This is a genomic window from Streptomyces sp. NEAU-YJ-81 (genome assembly GCF_017592595.1).
Taxonomy (GTDB): Bacteria; Actinomycetota; Actinomycetes; order Streptomycetales; family Streptomycetaceae; genus Streptomyces; species Streptomyces hygroscopicus_B.
This window is the reverse complement of the sequence record NZ_JAGFNO010000015.1, coordinates 15,807-36,076: the sequence shown is the minus strand read 5'-3', so window position 1 is coordinate 36,076 and position 20,270 is coordinate 15,807. Positions and strand designations below refer to the sequence as shown.

Genomic DNA, 20,270 nt, shown 5'->3' with positions numbered 1-20,270 from the left:
CATTCACGGCTCACAGCCGGTCGGCGAGAAAACGTCCGATGCGCGCCACGTGACGGGCGTCGGTCATCAGATCTCCGTGGTTCGAGTCTATGGGGCAGATCTCGATCGACCCGCCTGTCAGTGGTTGCCACAAGTTGACATTCAGGATGGTTTCCCGCTCGGCGGGTTTCCGTTCCGCGGAGACGAAAAGCATGTCCCCGTCGAAGAACTGGGGCACATAGGACCGCATGATCCGGACATTGTTCACGTAGACGTCCTTGAGGGCCAGCACATCCTGGGCCTCGAGGTGGTCGAGGTGAGCCATGGGGTGATTTCCCCCTTGCAGGAATTCCCGGAAGCGCATCAGAACCCGCTCCTGGTCTGCTATGAGCTCGGCCATGTCGACGGTGAATCCCATGGCCCGCAGGTTGTTCGCGACGACTTCGTGCTCCACCGGCTCCGAGTGGTCGCTGTGCTCCCCCGGCGGGTAGGAGTCGAGCACCGCGAGCATGCCGACCTCCTCGCCCTCCGCGCGGATCCGGACGGCCAGCGCCTGCGCGGTCAGCCCGCCGAAGGACCAGCCGGCGAGCCGGTAGGGGCCGTGCGGCTGCACGGAGCGGATCCGCGCGAGATAGTCCTCGACCATCTCGTCCATGGACGCCGGGAGCGGTCCGGTGCCGTCGAGGCCGCGGGCCTGGATGCCGTGGACCGGCACATCGGCGCCGAGATGGCGGACGAGTCCCGAGTAGCACCAGCTGAAGCCGCCTCCCGGGTGCAGGAAGAACAGCGGGGCGGCCGAACCGCGGGCGCGCAGGGGCAGCAGCGCCCCCGTCGAGTCGCCCTCCGCGGCCGCCTCACCCGTCAGGAGGCGGGCGAGCGCCGCCGGTGACGGGGCGTCGAAGACCGCGCGCACCGGCAGATCGCCGCCCATCTCCTCGCGGATCCGGCCGACCAGCCGGGCGGCGAGGAAGGAGTGGCCGCCGAGGTCGAAGAACTCGTCGTCGGCTCCGACCTCCCCCACGCCCAGGACCTCGGAGAACAGGGCGCACAGCGCACGCTCCTCGGGCGTCCTCGGCCGGCCCGACGCCGTATCGCCCCGGTACTCGGGCGCCGGCAGCGCGGCCCGGTCGAGCTTGCCGTTGGGGGTCAGCGGCAGCGCGTCCAGGGTGACGAACGCGGCGGGCACCATGTGGTCGGGCAGGTGCCGGGCGGCGTGCTCGCGCACCCGGCGCGGTCCGGGATCGCCGCCGGGCGCCGCGACCACGTATCCGACAAGCCGCCGGTCCCCCGGCCGGTCCTCCCGCACGACCACGGCCGCCCGCGCCACCTCCGGGGCGGTGGTGAGAACCGCCTCGATCTCACCCGGTTCGATGCGGAACCCGCGGATCTTGACCTGGGTGTCGGTGCGCCCCAGGTACGTCAGCTCTCCGTCGCGGGTGAGGCGGGCCAGGTCGCCGGTGCGGTACATCCGGGCGCCCGGCGGGCCGTAGGGATCGGCGACGAACCGCTCCGCGGTGCGGTCGGGGCGGGCGATGTAGCCGCGGGACAGGGCGGCGCCCGCGATGTACAGCTCGCCGGGGACGCCCGGCGGCACCGGGTTCAGCCAGGGGTCGAGCAGCCGCACGGCGGTGTTGTCGACGGGCCGCCCGATGGGGGCGGGGCCGGGCGTCCACGCGTCGGTGTCCGCCGGGAGCGGGCAGGCCGTCACCACGTGGGTCTCGGCGGGCCCGTAGTGGTTGTGCAGCCGCACGCCGGGGCGGTCGGCGCAGAAGGTGCGGATGGCGCCGTGCGGGGTGAGCGCCTCCCCGGCCTGTACCAGGTCGGTGAGGTCCGGCAGCTCCAGACCCTGGGCGGTGGCGGCCTCGCAGACCGCGTCGATGACCAGGTTGGGCGCGTACAGCTCGTTCACGCCCGCGTCGTGCAGCCACCGGGCCAGGCGGGCCGGGTCGCGGCGGACGTCCTCGGGGCAGACCACGAGGGTCTTGCCGTGCAGCAGTGCGGAGAGGATCTCCTGGACGGAGACGTCGAAGCTGACCGCGGTGAACTGCGCCACCCGGGTGCCCGGTCCGCCCGGCAGCTGCGCCTGGTGCCAGTCCAGCAGGTTGGCGAGGGCGCCCGCGGGCATCACCACGCCCTTGGGGCGCCCGGTGGAGCCCGAGGTGTAGATGGCGTACGCCGGGTGGGCGGGGTGGAGCGGCCTGGCGCGCTCGTCGTCGGTGACGTCGGTCGCGGGATACGCGGCGAGTGCCTCGGCGGCCTTCGGGTCATCGGTGGCGATCGTGCGGCCGGCGAGGGCTTCCGGAAGTGCCGTGGCCAGTTCGCGGGTGGTCAGCACGAGGGCGGGGCGGGCGTCTTCGAGCATGAACGCGATGCGGGCCGCCGGGTACTCGGGGTCGACGGGCAGATACCCGGCACCGGCCTTGAGGACCGCCATGAGGGCGGTGACCAGGTCGGCCGACCGGGGCATGGCGACCGCGACAAGGTCCTCGGGGCCGACTTGGCGGTCGATGAGCAGCCGGGCGAGGCGGTTGGCGCGCGCGTTGAGTTCCGGGTAACCGACCGCTCCGGCCGCGGTCTCCACGGCCACGCCGTGCGGGTCGCGGGCGACGGCCGTCTCGAACCGCTCGGACAGCGAGGCGTCGCGCGCGGGGCGGGCCGCGCCACTGCCGCCGCTCAGCACGGCGGCCTGTTCGCCGTCGTCGAGGAGCGGCACCTCGCCGAGTCGCGCCTGCGGATTCGCGGCCATGGCCGCCAGCAGCCGCAGGAGCCGCGCGACGATCCGCTCCGCCGTGTCGCGCTCGAAGAGGTCGGTGCTGAATTCGAGGCCCGCGCTCAGCCCGTCCACGCTGCCGTCGGGGGCGTGCCGTTCGGCGAAGGACAGCAGCAGGTCGAATTTGGCCGTACCGGTGTCCGAGGCCACGCGCTCGACGGTGAGGCCCGGCGCCCCCACGCCGTCCTCGGGGGCCGCCGTGTCCGACGGCAGCTGTCGCTGCTCGGTGTTGTTGAAGGTGAGCATGGTCTGGAACACCGGGTGCCGGGACTGCGAGCGCTTGGGGTTGAGCGCCTCCACGAGCCGTTCGAAGGGCAGGTCCTGATGGGCGTACGCCGCCAGGTCCGTGTCCCGGACGCGGGCGATCAGCTCACGGAAGGTGGGGTTGCCCGAGGTGTCGGTGCGCAGCACCAGCGTGTTGACGAAGAAGCCGACGAGATCCTCGAGGGCGTCGTCGGTGCGGCCGGCCACAGGGGTGCCCAGCGGGATGTCGGTGCCCGCCCCGAGCCGGGTGAGCAGCGCGGCGACCGCGGCCTGGACCACCATGAACGGGCTGGCCTTGGTGGCCCGGGCCAGAGCGCGGACCTGCTCGTACAGCGGTCCGGGCACCTGGTAGGGGATGCGCTCGCCGCGATGGCCGGAGGTGGCGGGGCGCGGCCGGTCGGCGGGCAGCGGGAGTTCGTCCGGCAGTCCGGACAGGGCTCCCGTCCAGTAGGCGAGTTGTCGGGCGATCAGGCTGTCGTCGTCCTCCGAGCCGAGCACCTCGTGCTGCCACAGGCTGTAGTCGGCGTACTGGACGGGCAACGGCTGCCAGGCGGGGGCGGTGCCGACGCGTCGTGCGGCGTAGGCGGAGACGATGTCGCGGGCGAGCAGCGGCACCGACCAGCCGTCGCCCGCGATGTGGTGGACCAGGAGCAGCAGCACGTGCTCCCGCTCTCCGGTCTCGAACAGCCAGACGCGCAGCGGGAGTTCTTCGGACAGGTCGAAGGCGTGTCCGACGGCGGCGGCGATCTCCCGCTCCAGGCGGTCTCGCGGCACGTCGGGGACGACGGTCAGCGCGGTCCGGGCTTCCGGGGCGGGCAGCACGACCTGGTACGGCCCTTCGGCGTCCTCGGCGAAGACCGTGCGCAGCGACTCATGGCGCTCCGCGACGTCCACGAGCGCGTCCCGCAGCGCCGTGCGGTCCAGATCGCCGGTGAGCCTCAGCGCGAAGGGGATGTTGTACGTGGGCGAGGGGCCCTCGAAGCGGTGCAGGAACCACAGCCGGCGCTGGGCGAAGGAGGCCGGGACGCGGTCGGGGCGCGGCTCGGCGGGCATCAGCGCCGCCCGGGCCGATCCGGCCGTGTCGAGGGCGCGGGCGAGCCCGGCCACGGTGGGCGTGTCGAAGAGCTGCCGCACCGCCATCTCGGCACCGAGCACCGAACGGATGCGCCCGGCGAGCCGGGTGGCGAGCAGCGAGTGTCCCCCGGCGTCGAAGAAGTTGTCGTCGATGCCGACCGACGGCAGGCCGAGGACCTCCGCGAAGAGGCCGCAAAGGATCTCCTCCTGGGGGCTGCGCGGGGCACGGCGAGCCCCGGTGGCGGCGGCCGGGCCGGTGTCGGGCACGGGCAGGGCCTTGCGGTCCACCTTGCCGTTGCCGGTCAGCGGCAGCGCGTCCAGGACGACGAACGCGGCGGGCACCATGTAGTCGGGGAGTTCGGCGGCCAGGTGCGCCCGCAGGTCCTCCGGGGACGGGGTGGTCCCGCGCTCGGCGACGAGGTGGGCCACCAGGCGCCGGTCGCCGGGGCGCGGCTCCTGCACGGTGACGACGGTCTGGGCGACGTCGGGGTGGCTGCCCAGCAGCGCCTCGATCTCACCGAGCTCGATACGGAAGCCGCGCAGCTTCACCTGCTCATCCGCACGCCCGACGTATTCGAGGACGCCTTCGGCATTCCAGCGCACCAGGTCGCCGGTGCGGTACATGCGGGTGCCCGGCGGGCCGTAGGGATCGGCGACGAAGCGTTCCGCGGTGATCCCGGGGCGCCGCCAGTAGCCGCGGGCCAGGCCCGCCCCGGCGATGTGCAGCTCGCCCGCCGTGCCCGGTGGCACGGGGCGCAGCCCGGTGTCGTGGACCATCAGCCGGGTGTTGTCCAGGGGGCTGCCGATGGGGACGGAGGCCGGGACCTCCGGTCCCCGGGGGAGCCGGTGGCGCACCGCGAACGTGGTCGTCTCGGTGGGCCCGTACACGTCGATGACGGTGGTGTCGGGGCAGGCCCGCATCACCCGGCGGATGGACGCGGCGGGGACCGCCTCGCCGCCGGTCCACACCTCGTGGAGGCCCGCGAAGTGTTCGGGTGCCTCGTCGGCGACGAGCTGGAAGAGACCGGTGGTCAGGAACAGCCCGGTGATCTCGTGCTCGACGAGCAGCTTGCCGAGCCGCTCGGCGTCGAGGTCGCCTGGCGGGGCGACGACGGAGGTGCCGCCGGTCAGCAGCGGCACCCACATCTCATACGTGGAGGCGTCGAAGGCGTGCGGCGAGTGGACCAGGACCCGGGTGTGGGCGCCGTTCGCGAACGAGCGGTCATGGGCGAGTTCGAGCACATGGCGATGGGTGGCGGCGACGCCCTTGGGTGTTCCGGTGGAGCCGGAGGTGTGGCTGATGTAGGCGATCTGGCCGGGGTGGACGCGCGACAGTGGCTCTCCCGGCACGGGATCGGGCTCCGCCCATGCGCCGTCGTCCACGACGACCACGGGAGGCCCCAGTTCCGCGGCGCGCCCGGCGTTCGCCCGGTCGGTCAGCACCAGGGAGACACCGGCGAGGCCGGTGAGCAGACGCAGCCGGTCGGCCGGGTCCCGCTGCCGCAGCGGGACGTACGCGCCGCCCGCCTTGAGGATCCCCAGCGCGGACACGATGACGTCCGCCGAGCGCTCCATGAGCAGCGCCACCGGGGTTTCCGACACCACTGCGAGCCGGGTCAGGCGGCGGGCCAGCGCGTCGGAGCGGGCGTCGAGCGCGGCGTAGTCGAGCGCGTCGGCGCCGGTGCGGACGGCGGTGGCGTGCGGGGTGCGGGCGGCCTGAGCGCGGAACGCCTCCGGAAGGCTGAGGTCCGGGATGTCGGTGTCCGCGCCGTGGCCGAGTTCGAGGACGGTGCGGTGTTCCTCCCCGGAGAGCAGCTCGAGCCGGCCGACGGGCCGCAGCGGATCGGAGGCGACCGAGGTGAGGACGCGGACCACGCGGTCCAGGACGGCGCGGGCCGATGCCTCGGGGATCAGGTCGGGCTGGTGGTCCAGGCGCAGCCGCAGCAGGCCGCCACGGCCGACCGCGACGAGCGCCAGCGGATAGTGCGCGGCGTCGCGGTTGCGGGCGCCGGCGACGGTCAGGCCGCTCGTCCCGCCGGGCTTGTCGTTCCCGGCCGTGAGGTCCACGGGGTAGTTCTCGAACACCATCGTGGTGTCGAAGAGTTCACCGGCTCCGGCGAGCCGCCGCACCTCGGCGAGGTCGATCTGCTGGTGGGCCTGGAGCCGGGTCTGCTCGTCCTGGACCCGGCGCACCATGTCCACCAGCGGCTCGTCGGCACGCAGCCGTACCCGCACCGGCAGGGTGTTGATGAACAGGCCCACCATCGTCTCGACCCCGGCGAGTTCGGGCGGCCGTCCGGAGACGGTGGCGCCGAACACCACGTCGTCCCGCCCGGTCAGCCCGCCGAGAACGACCGCCCAGGCGCCCTGCACCAGCGAGTTGAGGGTTAGCGCACGCTCCCGGGCCAGGGCGGCGAGCGCCTCGTACACGGCGGGTTCGAGCTCGGTGTCCAGGCGTCCGGGCACGACGGCGGGCCGGTCGCCGCCGCGGGGCGCGACGAGGGTGGGGCCGTCGATTCCGGCCAGCGCCTCCCGCCACGCGGCCACCGCGGCGTCCCGGTCCTGGCCGGCGAGCCAGTGCAGATAGTCCCGGAACGGCCGGACCCGTGGCAGCCCGCTGTCGTCTCCGCGGGCCGCGTACAGCGCGAGGAGTTCGCGCAGCAGCATCGGGCGTGACCATCCGTCCAGCAGGATGTGGTGATTGGTCAGGACGAAGCGGTGCCGGCCGTCGCCGAACCGCAGCAGGGTGAACCGCATCAGCGGCGGCTTGCCGAGGTCGAACCGGCGTCGCCGGTCCGCCTCCAGCACCCGGTCCGCCGCCGCGGTGCGCTCGTCCTCGGTCAGCGCGGCGAGGTCGATCTCCTCCCAGGGCAGGGGAACCTCGTGCGGAATGAACTGGACGGGGCGCCGCAGACCCGCGTAGCGGAAGCCCGCGCGCAGATTGGCGTGGCGCCGCAGCAGGGTGCGGCACGCGGCGCGCAGCGCCTCGGGGTCGAGGTCGCCCTCCAGGTCCATGGTGTCCTGCACGACATAGACGTCCGGCGCCGCCTCGTCGTACACGCTGTGGAAGAGCAAGCCTTCCTGCAGCGGGGCCAGCGGCAGGATGTCCTGCAGTCCGGACTGCGTCGCCATCACATGGTCCTCCAGTCGTCTTCCAGCAACTCGATCTCGTCCTGGCTCAGCAGGCTCAGGGAAACGTCCGAGACGGTGAGCCCGCCCGCGTCGGGGCGTTCCGCGTGTTCGGTGAGGGCCGTCAGGGCCTGGAACCACAGGTCCGCCAGTGTGCCGACCTCGGTCCGGTCCAGGATGCCCTCGGCCCAGGTCCAGGTGGCGGCCAGTTCGGGTCCGCGCGGCCCGTCGTCGGTACGGGCGTTGAGCTCAAGGGGGTGAGCGAGCGGCACCCGGGGGTCGGTGCCGCCGATGCCGGCGGCGCTGGCGAGCACGGTCCAGTCCGGGACCGTGGCGCTGCCCGCCTCCTCGGCGTCCGCGACCTGGAAGCGCCCGAGGTAGTTGAACGCCACCCGCGGCTCGGGCAGGCCGGTGAACCCCGGTGCGGTGCCCGGGTTCAGGTGCCGGGCCAGGCCGTAGCCGATGCCCTTGTCGGGCACGGCCCTGAGCTGCTCCTTGATCCGCTTGACGGCCTCGCCCGCGGCCGGGCCGCCCGCGAACGCGTCGGTGAGGTCCACGGCACCGGGGTCGATCCGTACGGGATACAGGCTGGTGAACCAGCCCACGGTGCGGGACAGGTCCACGGCGCCCACGATGTCCTCCTCGCGCCCGTGGCCCTCCAGGTCGAGGAGCGTCCCGGCCGCGCCCGGGCTCCAGGCGTCCCGGCCGCCGCGCCAGCGCGCCCAGGCCAGCGCGAACGCCGTCAGCAGCACGTCGTTGACCTCGGCGGTGAACACCGACGGCACGCGGGTGAGCAGCTTCTCGGTGACCGCGACCGGCAGTGTGACCGTCAGATGCGCCGCGCTCCCGTACGTGTCCCGGGCCGGGTCCAGTGCCCGCCTGCCCAGGAGCGGGTCCCCGGGCCGCAGCACCTCCTGCCACCAGGCGGCCTCCGCCGCCCGCGCGGGCCTGGCCGCCGCCTCCGTCAGCCGCTGCGCCCAGCGGCGCAGCGAGGTGCCCACGGGCTGGAGTTCCGGCTCCCGTCCGGTGCTCACGGCGCGGTACGCCTCCGCCAGGTCGGGTACCAGGATGCGCCAGGACACCCCGTCGACCACCAGGTGGTGGATAAGGAGGAGCAGCAGGCCCGGAGTGTCCGCGCCGCGGTCGAACCAGACCACCTGGACGAGCCGTCCCGCGTCCAGGTCGAGACGCTCCCGGGCGGCTTCGGTCTCCCGCCGCACCAGGTCCCGCTGGGCCGGTTCGTCGAGCCCGGCGGCGGGCACGCGGCGGACCAGGGAGGCGGCGTCGACCGCGCCCGGTTCGCGGATCTCCAGCCGCCGTTCGGGAGCGGCGGTGAGCCGGGCCCGCAGGGCGCCATGCTGGTCGAGCACCGACCGCACCGCGGACCGCAGATGCTCGTGGCGGAGGGCCGCGGGCACCTGGACGAGCCGCGACTGGTTGAACTGGTCGGCCGGGCCGCCTCGTTCGAGGAACCAGCGCATGATCGGGGTCAGCGGTACGTCGCCGACGTCCGCTCCCGGCTCCTCCGCGGCCACCCGGACGGTCTCCGTGGCGACGTCGGCGAGCGCGGCGACCGTGCGGTGTTCGAAGACGTCGCGCACCGCGAGTTCGAGTCCGGCCCGCCGGGCGCGGCTGACGAGCTGGATGGACATGATGCTGTCGCCGCCGAGGTCGAAGAAGCCGTCGTCGATGCCGACCCCGTCCAGCCCCAGCACCTCGGCGAACAGCCCGCACAGCGTCTTCTCCCGCTCGGTGCGCGGGCCCCGCCGGTCCGCCTCCGGCGTCCCGCCGTATACGGGCGCGGGCAGGGCCCGCCGGTCGAGCTTCCCGTTCAGGGTGAGCGGAAGCGCGTCCAGGACGACCACGGCCGACGGCACCATGTGCTCGGGCAGGGCGGTGGTGAGGTGGGCGCGCAGCGCGTCGTGCCCGGGAGCCGGGCCGGCGTCGGCGGTCGGCACGGCATAGGCCACCAGACGTTTGTCGCCGGGCCGGTCCTCGCGCAGGATCACCGCGGCCTGGGAAACCGCGGTGTGCGCCTCGAGCGCCGCCTCGATCTCGCCGAGCTCGATGCGGAAGCCGCGCAGTTTGACCTGGTCGTCGACGCGGCCGTGGTACTCCAGGCGCCCGTCGGCCAGCCGGCGTCCGGTGTCCCCGGTGCGGTACATGCGGCCCTCGCCGAACGGGTTGGCCACGAAGCGCTCGGCGGTCAGCCCGGACCGGCCGAGATAGCCACGGGCCAGACCGGCGCCGACGACGTACAGCTCTCCGACGACGCCCTTTGGCACCGGCCGGAGCCTCTCGTCCAGCACGTACACGCCGAGATCCGGGATCGGTTCGCCGATCACCGAGCCGGACGAGGCCGCGACGACGGCCTCGTCGAGCGCGACATGCGTGACGTGCACGGTGGTCTCCGTGATGCCGTACATGTTCACGAGGGACGGGGCGTCATCGGGGTGCCGGGCGTACCAGTCGGCCAGCCGGGCCAGTTCGAGTGCCTCGCCGCCGAAGACGACATGGCGTAGGCGAAGCCGCGCGGCGGTCTCGGGATTGTCCCGGTCGGCCGCCATGAGCTGGTAGAACGCCGACGGGGTCTGGTTCAGCACGGTGACCCGCTCATCCCCCAGCAGCGTCAGGAACCGCTCCGGGGTCCGGCTGGTCTCGTAGGAGACGACGACCAGGCGTCCGCCGTGCAGCAGCGGTCCCCACAGTTCCCAGACGGAGAAGTCGAAGGCGTAGGAGTGGAACAGCGTCCATACGTCGTCGGGGCCGAAGCCGAACCAGTGGCCGGTCGCGTCCATCAGGCGTATCGCGTTGCCGTGCGGCACTTCCACGCCCTTGGGCCGTCCCGTGGATCCCGAGGTGTAGATGACGTACGCGGTGTCCAGGGGCGAGAGTGCCACGTCCGGGTCGCTCGCCTGGTACCGCTGCGACTCGGCGAGCACATCGGGCGTCACGGTGAGGATCGGCCGGGCGTCGTCGACCATGTACGCGATGCGGTCGGCCGGGTAGGCCGGGTCGATGGGCACATATGCCGCGCCCGACTTCAGTACGCCGAGGACCGCGACGACCAGCTCCTCGGTGCGGGGCATGCTCAGCGCCACATACCGCCGTGGTCCCGCTCCCCGCTCGCGCAGCAGATGGGCCAGCCGGTTCGCCCGCGCGTTCACCTCGGAGTAGGTGAGGGACGTGGTCTCGTAGGTCACCGCGATCGCGTCCGGAGTCGCAACCACTTGCCGCTCGAACCGGGACACGATCGTCTCGCCAGGGGCGGAGGTGTGCCGGGGCGGTGCGGTCAGCTCGCGCCGCTCGGCCGGGTCGAGGATCTGGAGGTCCTGGATCGGGACGGCCGGGTCGGCCGCCACCTGCTCCAGCACCCGGACGAAGCGGTCGACGATGCTCTGTGCGGTGGCCCGGTCGAACAGGTCCGTACTGAAGTCCAGCGCACAGCCCAGCCCGGCCCCGGCGGTCCCGGCCGTCTCGGCGATCTCGAAGGCGAGGTCGAACTTCGCCGAGGGCGACCCGAGCGGTCGCCCGGTGACGGTGAGCCCCGTGTGCGCGGTGAGGGGCCGAGCGGCGTTGTTCAGGTTGAGGACGGTCTGGAAGAGCGGGTGCCGGGCCAGCGAACGCTCCGGGTTGACCACCTCGACGAGCCGCTCGAAGGGCAGGTCCTGATGCGCGTACGCCTCCAGGTCGCGCGCCCGGACACGTTCGACCAGGTCGGTGAAGGTGGGGTTGCCGGAGGTGTCGGCGCGCAGCACCAGCGTGTTGACGAAGAACCCGACGAGGTCGTCCAGCGCGTCGTCGGTACGGCCCGCGACAGGTGTGCCGATGGGGATGTCGCTGCCCGCCCCGAGCCGGGTCAGGAGGGTTGCCAGGGCCGCCTGCAGGACCATGTACAGGCTCGCGCGATGCTCACCGGCGACCCGCACCAGCCGCTCGTACAGGCCCGGCGGCAGCTCGAACCCGACCCGGTCGCCCCGGTAGGAGGCCGCCGCCGGCCGTGGCCGGTCGAAGGGCAGGGCCAGTTCCTCCGGAAGCCCTTCCAGCGCCCGGGTCCAGTAGTCGAGCTGGCGCGAGATCTCGCTGCCCGAGTCGGACTCGTCGCCGAGGAGGTCACGCTGCCAGAGGCTGTAGTCCGCGTACTGCACCGGCAACGGCTCCCAGGCGGGGGCACGGCCGGTCGTCGCGCGGGCCACGTACGCCGCCGTCAGGTCACGCACCAGGACACCGCGCGACCAGGCGTCGCTCGCGATGTGATGCGTCAGCAGGAGCAGGGCAGAACGGTCGGTTTCCGCACCGCCGAAGCCTGCGACGGCGGGCAGCCGGAACAGCGAGGCGCGGATCGGCGTCTCGGTCGAGAGGTCGAAGGCGTACCCGGCGGCGTCACGCATCAGCCGGTCGACGGACGCCTCGTCGGCCACCTCCTCCACGGTCAGCGGCACCTGCGCCTGTTCCGGTGCGAGGACCACCTGGTAGGCGCCGCCGCCCGTGTCGTCCGCGAAGACCGTGCGCAGGCTCTCGTGGCGTACGACCAGGTCGGCCAGAGCCTGACGCAGCGCGTCCTGGTCCAGCGGGCCTGTCAGGTCGAGGGAGATGACCATGTTGTAGGCGTCGCTCGGCCCCTCCAGGTGCTGGAGGAACCACAGGCGTTGCTGCGCGTGGGACAGCGGCACCCGGGCGGGCCGCTTCGCGCTCACCACCCGGCCTCGTACCGCGGCGGACTCGTCGAGCGCCGTGGCGAGCTCGGCCACGGTGGGTGCCTCGAAGACGCGGCGTACGGCCAGTTCGGTGTCCAGGACGGTACGGATCCGGCTGACCAGCTTGGTCGCCAGGAGCGAGTGGCCGCCGAGGTGGAAGAAGTCGTCATCGATCGTGACCGACTCCACGCCCAGGACCTCGGCGAACAGACCGCACAGGATCTCCTCGCGCGGCGAACGCGGCGCCCGGCCGGTGGCGGTGTCGGGGCCGTAGTCGGACGCGGGCAGCGCACGCCGGTTCAGCTTGCCGTTCGCGGTGAGCGGGAAGGCGTCCAGCCTCACAAACGCCGACGGCACCATGTAGCCGGGCAGTTGCGCGGCCACGTGCTCACGCAGGGCCAGCGGCTCCGGTCCGCCCGCCATGGAGGGGATGACATAGGCGACGAGCCGCTTGTCGCCGGGCCGGTCCTCACGGACGAGGACGGCGGCCTGCGCCACGTGCTCATGCCCGGCCAGCACCGTCTCGATCTCGCCCAGTTCGATCCGGAAGCCACGCAGCTTGACCTGGTCATCGACCCGGGAGAGATACTCCAGCTCACCCATGGCGGTCCAGCGCACCAGGTCACCGGTGCGATACATCCGCCCGCCGCCGGTGCGGTCGAACGGATCGGCCACGAACCGCTCGGACGTCAGTCCCGAGCGTCCGTGGTAGCCACGGACCACGCCCTCGCCCGCGATATACAGCTCACCCGGCACCCCGGCCGGGACCGGCCGCAGCCCGTCGTCCAGGACATACACCTGGGTATTGGCGATCGGCCGCCCGATACGGGGCGCACGCGCGGTGTCCGGGGTGACCGACCAGGCCGTCGACCAGATCGTGGTCTCGGTGGGGCCGTACATGTTCGTCACCGACTCGGCCCGCTCGGCCAATGCCACCGCCAGATCGGCGGGCAGAGCCTCGCCACCGACGAGGACCCGCACCCCCGCCGGCACCGAAGCGTCCTCGGCCAGCACCGCCCGCCACAGGCTGGGGGTCGCCTGCATCACCGAAATCCGCTCGTTGGTCACGAGCGCGCACAGCGTCACCGGATCCCGCACCACATCCCGCTCCGCCACCACCACCGCAGCGCCGCTGAGCAGCGGTACGAACAGCTCCAGGCCCGCGATGTCGAACCCGACGGTGGTGACGGCCAGCAACCGGTCCGACCCGGTGAGCTGGAACCGCTCGGCCATCGCCACCACGAAGTTCGCCAGCGGCCCCTGTGGCACCACCACACCCTTCGGCCGCCCCGTCGAACCCGACGTATAGATCACATACGCCGCATGCGACAGCGCAAGGGGAGCGATCCGCCGCTCCCCCGCCGTCCGGGAAAGCTCCTCGGCGGTCTCGGGCGCGTCCAGCAGCACACGCGGGATGTCCACGTCCGGCAGCACGGACACCAACTCGCCTGTGGTCAGGACGAGTTCGGGGGTGGCGTCCTGGAGCATGTAGGCGAGCCGGTCGGCCGGGTACTCCGTGTCCAGCGGCAAATACGCCGCCCCGGACTTCCACACCGCCAGCAGCGCCACCAGCAGATCCACCGACCTGGGCAACGCCACCGCGACGAACGCCTCGGGCCGCACCCCACGGTCGGCCAGCAGCCGCGCGAGACGATCGGCCCGAGCGTCCAGCTCGGCATAGGACAGGGATACCCCGCCGGCAGCCACCGCCACCGCATCCGGCGTCCGGGCCGCCCGCTCCTCGAACAACTCCACCACCGAACGACCCGGCACCTCACACGCCGTGTCATTCCAATCCCGCACCACCGACCGCGCCTCGGCCTGGTCCAACAGGTCGATCCGGTCGAGCGGGGTGTCCGGGGCGTCGACCATGCCCCGCAGCACACGCAGGTAGCGCCTGCCGAGCGTTTCGACCGTGTCCCGGTCGAACAGGTCGGTGCTGTACTCCAGCACTCCTCGCAGCCCGCCGGTTTCGTGCGGCTGCTCGGTGAAGGCGAAGGACAGGTCGAACTTGCCCACGCCGGTGTCGGCCGCCACCGGCGACACGGTGAGGTCAGGGATATCGGCCACGGCTTGGTCGGTGGCCGCTGTGTCGGTGTTGTTGAACGCCAGGAGCACCTGGAAGAGCGGGTGCCGGGCGAGCGAGCGCTCGGGGTTGAGCACCTCGACCAACCGCTCGAAGGGCAGATCCTGATGGGCGTAGGCGGCCAGGTTCCGCGCACGGACGCGCTCGATCAGCGCACGGGCCGTGGGACGTCCTGACGTGTCGGCACGCAACACCAGTGTGTTGATGAAGACGCCGACCAGGTCGTCGAGCGAGGTGTCGGTGCGGCCGGCGATCGGGGTGCCGATGGGGATGTCGGTGCCCGCACCGAGCCGGGTCAGCAGAGCCGCGAGCCCCGCTTGCACCACCATGAACGGGCTCGACTGCGTGTCCCGCGCGAACGCGACCACCTTGTCGTAGAGCGGGGCCGGAATCTCGAACGGGATGCGGTCCCCACGGTAGGAGGCGACGGACGGCCTCGGCCGGTCGTACGGCAGCTCGAGCTGGTCCGGGAGGCCCTCCAGCGCGGAGGTCCAGTAGCCGAGCTGCCGCGAGATCTCGCTGTCGGGGTCGGTCTCGTCACCGAGGACATCGCGCTGCCAGAGGCTGTAGTCCGCGTACTGGACCGGCAGCGGCGCCCAGGCGGGGGCACGGCCGGTCGTCGCTCGGGCCGCGTACGCCGCCGTCAGGTCTTGCGCCAGCGGGGCGCGCGACCACGCGTCGCTGACGATGTGATGCAGAACCAACAGGAGAATGTGTTCGTCACCGCCGTCCAGTGCGAACAGCGTTGCCCTCAAGGGCAGTTCTCCCGAATCCGCCGACAGGTCGAAGCCGCGACGCGCGGCCTCACTCAGCTCCCGTTCGACATTCGCCCGGTCCGTCTCCACCGTCGTCCACTCCGGCTCGGCCTCGCCCAGCGGGCGAACGACCTGGTAGGCGCCGTCGGCGTCCTCGGTGAAGACGGTGCGCAGGCTCTCGTGGCGGGCAACCACATCGCCCAGGGCCAGGCGCAGCGCCTCCCGGTCCAGAGGGCCGGTCAGTCTGAGTGCGATCGGGACGTTGTAGGTGGCGCTGGGGCCCTCGAACTGGTTGAGGAACCACAGGCGTTGCTGGGCATAGGAGAGAGGGATGCGGTCCGGGCGCGGATCGGCCGCGGTCACGCGGCGGCGCACCGTGTCGGTCGCCAGGGCGGTGAAAATGCCCGCGACGGTGGGAGTCTCGAAGAGCTGCCGGATGGGCAGCTCCGCGTCCATGACGCTACGGATCCTGCTGACCAGCTTCGTCGCCAGCAGGGAATGGCCACCCAGACGGAAGAAGTCGTCATCGATGGTGACCGACTCCACGCCCAGCACCTCGGCGAACAGACCACACAGGATCTCCTCGCGCGGCGAACGCGGGGCGCGGCCCGCGGCCAACTCGGGCCCGTAGTCGGGCGCGGGCAGGGCACGCCGGTCGAGCTTCCCGTTGGGCGTCAGCGGGAGTTCGGGGAGGGTGACGAACGCCGAGGGCACCATGTAATCCGGCAGCAGGGCTGCGGCATGATCCCGCAACCCCGATTCGGACACCATGTCATCCGCCACCACATAGGCGACCAGACGCTGATCCCCGGCCCGGTCCTCCCGTACCACCACCGCAGCCTGGGCAACCTCACCATGAGAAGCGAGAACGGCCTGGATCTCACCCAGCTCGATACGGAAACCACGCACCTTGACCTGGTCATCAACCCGGCCCACATACACCAACTGACCATCGGCGTTCCACCGCGCCACATCACCCGTGCGATACATCCGCGCACCCACCGGACCAAACGGATCAGCGGTGAACCGCTCCGCCGTCAGATCCGCACGACGCCAATACCCCCGCGCGAGGACCACGCCAGCGATGTAGAGCTCACCGGCCACCCCCGGCGGCACCGGCCGCAACGACGCGTCCAGCACATAGACGCGGGTATTCCAGAACGGCCGCCCAATCGGCACCGGCCCCGACCCCACCGCAACACCAGGCTCGATGCGGTAGTCCGCACAGTTGACCGTCGCCTCAGTGGGACCATACGCATTGACCACCGTCACATCCGGATGCGCGGCCCGCCACGACCCCAGCGCCTCACCCACCAGCGCCTCACCACCAGTGATCAACGTCCCCGACGGCGACACACCCTCCGGCAACACCTCCAACAACCCCAAATGCGACGGCGTCACCTTCATAAACGACGGCCGACCACCATCCCCAGCCCGCTCATCCAACGCACCCAAAACCACCCGACCACCGCTCACCAGCGGGGTGTACAACGCCGTCACCGTCAGATCGAACGCCACCGACGAATGCAGCAACGCCGTACCCGACGCATCCGGATACACCTCCCGCGCCCGCTCCAAATACGCCCCCACCGACCCATGCTCGACCACCACACCCTTCGGCCGACCCGTCGAACCCGACGTATAGATCACATACGCGGGATGCGACAGCTTCGGAGCGTCTTCCACCGGCGTGTCCACATACTCGTCAGCCGCCGCGAGCGCCGCCACATCATCGATGACCAGCACCGGCCGCGCGTCGCCCAGGATGTGCGCTATCCGCTCCGCCGGATACTCCGGATCGACCGGCACATACGCACCACCCGCCTTCAGCACACCCAGCAGCGCCACCACCAGCTCCACCGACCGGGGCAACACCACCGCCACAAACGACTCAGGCCCCACCCCCTGCCCCACCAGCCACCGCGCCATCCGGTTCGACCACGCGTCCAGCTCCCGGTACGACAAGCCACGGTCCCCGGCGACAACAGCCACCGCGTCCGGCGTCCGCTCCACCTGCTCCCCGAAGAGCACGGGCAACGACACACCCCGCACACCCCGCGACTCACCATTCCACCCGACCAGCAACCGCTCCCGCTCCACCGCATCGAGCAACTCCACATCACCGATGCGGCGGTCGGGGTCCTCAGCGAGCGCGCTCATAACACGGACGAAACGCTCCGCGATGCCCTGTGCCGTTGCCCGGTCGAATAGATCCGTGCTGAAGTCCAACGCCCCCTCCAGCACCACACCGTCATCCGCCTCACCACGACGCTCCGCAAGCCGGAACGACAGATCGAACTTCGCCGCACCCGCCGCCACCGGCTCACCCGCCACCAACAGACCCGGCAACGAAGCAACAGCCGACGCCCCACCCTGCTCCGTGTTGTTCAACGTCAACATCGTCTGGAACAACGGATGCCGCGACAGCGACCGCTCCGGGTTGACCACCTCCACCAACCGCTCGAACGGCAGATCCTGAAAGGCATACGCCTCAAGGTCCTTACCGCGGACGCGGTCGAGCAGTTCGGCGAAAGTGGGATCGCCTGACGTGTCCGTTCGAAGCACCAGGGTGTTCACGAAGAACCCGACCAGATCGTCCAACGCGTCATCCGTACGCCCAGCGATCGCCGTGCCCAGCGGGATGTCCGTGCCCGCGCCGAGTCGCGTCAACAGCGTCGACAACGCCGTCTGCACCACCATGAACAGGCTGGCCCGACGCTCGCGGGCGACCCGCGTCAGCTCTTCGTAGAGACCGGACGGTACCTCGAAGGTGATCCGGTCACCCTCGTACGAGGAGGTCGCCGGCCGCGGCCGGTCGAAGGGCAGCGGCAGCTCCTCCGGGAGGTCCGCCAAAGCGGCCTTCCAGTACGCCAACTGGCGGTTGATCTCGCTGTCGGCGTCGTTCTCCGCGCCCAGCATCTCACGCTGCCAGATGCTGTAGTCCGCGTACTGCACCGGCAGCGGCTCCCACCCGGGAGCGTCACCGGTGGTGACGCGGGTGGCGTACGCCGCCGTCAGATCACGGGCCAGCGGGCCCATCGACCACGCGTCACTCGCGATGTGGTGCGCCACGAGCAGCAGCACCTGCTCGTCATCGCCGAGCTGGAACAGCCAGGCGCGCAACGGCACGTCATTCGTGAGGTCGAAGGGAGTCCGTATCGCGTGGCTCAGTTCTCCTTGGACCGCTGCCCTGTCGGTCGCGGCCACCGTCAGTTCTACTTCTGCGGTGTCCAGGACCATCTGGTACGGGCCGTCGGCGTCCTCGGCGAACAGGGTGCGCAGGCTCTCATGCCGAGCCACCACATCACCCAGCGCCGACCGCAACGCACCCTCATCCAGGGCGCCCCTCAGCCGCAACGCCACCGGAATGTTGTACGTCGCACTGGGACCCTCGAACTGGTGCAGGAACCACAAACGCTGCTGCGCCAGCGACAGCGGCAACCGCGCCGGACGCGGCACCACCGCCCGCACCGCAGACCGCACCACCGCCGACGCATCCAGCACAGCCGCAAGCTCGGCAACCGTCGGCGCCTCGAAGACGCGGCGTACGGCCAGTTCGGTGTCCAGGACGGTACGGATGCGGCTGACCAGCTTGGTCGCGAGCAGGGAGTGGCCGCCGAGGTGGAAGAAGTCGTCATCGATCGTGACGGTCTCCACGCCCAGCACCTCGGCGAACAGACCGCACAGGATCTCCTCGCGCGGCGAACGCGCAGCACGGCCTCCTGTGCCCTCCGGGCCGTAGTCGGGGGCGGGCAGGGCACGGCGGTTCAGCTTGCCGTTCGCCGTCAGCGGGAAGGCATCCAGCGTGACGAACGCGGACGGCACCATATAGCCGGGCAGCTGGGCCGCGACGTGTTCGCGCACGTCAGCGCTTATCAGGCCAGTGTCCCCCGTCGCCGGGACGACATAGGCGACAAGGCGCTTGTCACCGGGCCGGTCCTCCCGCACAAGAACAGCGGCCTGCCCGACCTGGTCGTGCCCGGCCAGCACCGCCTCGATCTCACCCAGCTCGATCCGGAAACCGCGCAGCTTGACCTGGTCATCGACCCGCGACAGATACTCCAGCTCACCATTGGAGGTCCACCGCACCACATCACCGGTGCGATACATCCGCCCACCCGCCGAACCACCAAACGGGTCGGCGACGAAGCGCTCCGAGGTCAGGGCGGAACGCCCGTGATAGCCACGCACCACACCGGCACCGGCGATGTACAGCTCCCCCGGCACACCGACCGGCACCGGTCGCAGCCCCGCGTCCAGCACATACACCCGGGTATTGGCGATCGGCCGCCCGATGCGCGGGCTGCTCGCCCGCTCGGGGGTGACAGGCCAGGCCGTCGACCAGATGGTGGTCTCCGTCGGACCGTACAGATTCGTCACCGACTCAGCTCGACCGGCCAGCGCCACTGCCAGGTCAGCGGGCAACGCCTCGCCACCCACCAGTACCCGCACACCGCTCAGCACGGCCGGATCCTCGGCCAGCACCGCCCGCCACAGACTCGGCGTCGCCTGCATCACCGACACCCGCTCAGCCGACACCAGCGCGCACAACGCCACCGGATCGCGCACCACATCCCGCTCGGCGACCACCACCGCGGCGCCGGACAGCAGGGGAACGAACAACTCCAGCCCCGCGATGTCGAACCCGACCGTGGTCACCGCAAGCAAACGGTCCCCACCCGCAAGCTGGAACCGGTCGGCCATCGACACCAGGAAATTCACCAACGGCCCCTGCGGCACCACCACACCCTTGGGCCGCCCCGTCGACCCCGACGTATAGATCACATACGCGGAGGTGTCGGAGGCCGTGGCCGCCCGTACCTCCTCGACGTCGGCAACGTCTTCGAGTGCTCCCCGCACGGCCGCGGAGTCCAACAACAGACGCGGAACGCCACCGGCGTGGGGAAGGTGCTCGGCCGAGTCCGTCGAGGTGAGGATGAGTGCCGGTGTGGCGTCCTGGAGCATGTACGCCAGCCGGTCGGCCGGGTACTCGGTGTCCAGCGGGAGATACGCCGCACCCGCCTTCCACACCGCCAGCAACGCCACCACCAGGTCCACCGACCTCGGCAACGCCACCGCCACAAAACACTCCGGACCCACCCCACGACCGACCAGCAACCGCGCCAAACGCCCAGCACGGACATCCAACTCGCCGTACGACAGCGACACACCACCCGCCACCACCGCCACCACATCCGGCGTCCGCGCCACCCGCTCCTCGAACAACTCCACCACCGAACGACCCGGCACCTCACACGCCGTGTCATTCCAATCCCACAGCACCGACCGGGCCTCGGCCTCATCCAGCACATCGACACGGGACACTGGGGCGGTCGGCTCGGCCACGGCCTCGGTCAGGAGCCGGAGGAGTCGCTCGGTGAACGTCTGGGCCGTCGCGCGGTCGAACAGGTCGGTGCTGAACTCCAGGACACCGCTCAGCGCACGCACCTGTCCGTCCTCGCCATGGCTCTCGGTGAAGCCGAAGGCAAGGTCGAACTTGGCCACTGACGTCTCGA

General features: G+C 71.5%; 2 protein-coding genes (1 of these 2 only partly in view). Both read right to left on the bottom strand.

Features of this window, described 5'->3' with window-relative positions:
- Window positions 1-10 precede the first annotated feature (10 nt).
- Entirely contained in the window at window positions 11-7,219 is a 7,209-nt protein-coding gene (locus J5X86_RS28045) for a non-ribosomal peptide synthetase (protein ID WP_208519497.1), read from the bottom strand.
- Window positions 7,219-20,270 carry the 3' portion of a non-ribosomal peptide synthase/polyketide synthase gene (locus J5X86_RS52550; RefSeq protein ID WP_208519496.1) on the bottom strand. Its footprint extends 7,417 nt past the window's final position, so the window shows 13,052 of its 20,469 coding nt (coding positions 7,418-20,469); the start codon falls outside the window, past its right edge; its stop codon occupies window positions 7,219-7,221. Before J5X86_RS52550 ends, J5X86_RS28045 begins: the two co-directional genes overlap by 1 nt.

Coding starts and splice junctions, on each gene's coding strand:
- J5X86_RS28045 (WP_208519497.1), bottom strand. CDS start 7,219: ATGGCGACGCAGTCCGGACTGCAGGACATCCTGCCGCTGGCCCCGCTG.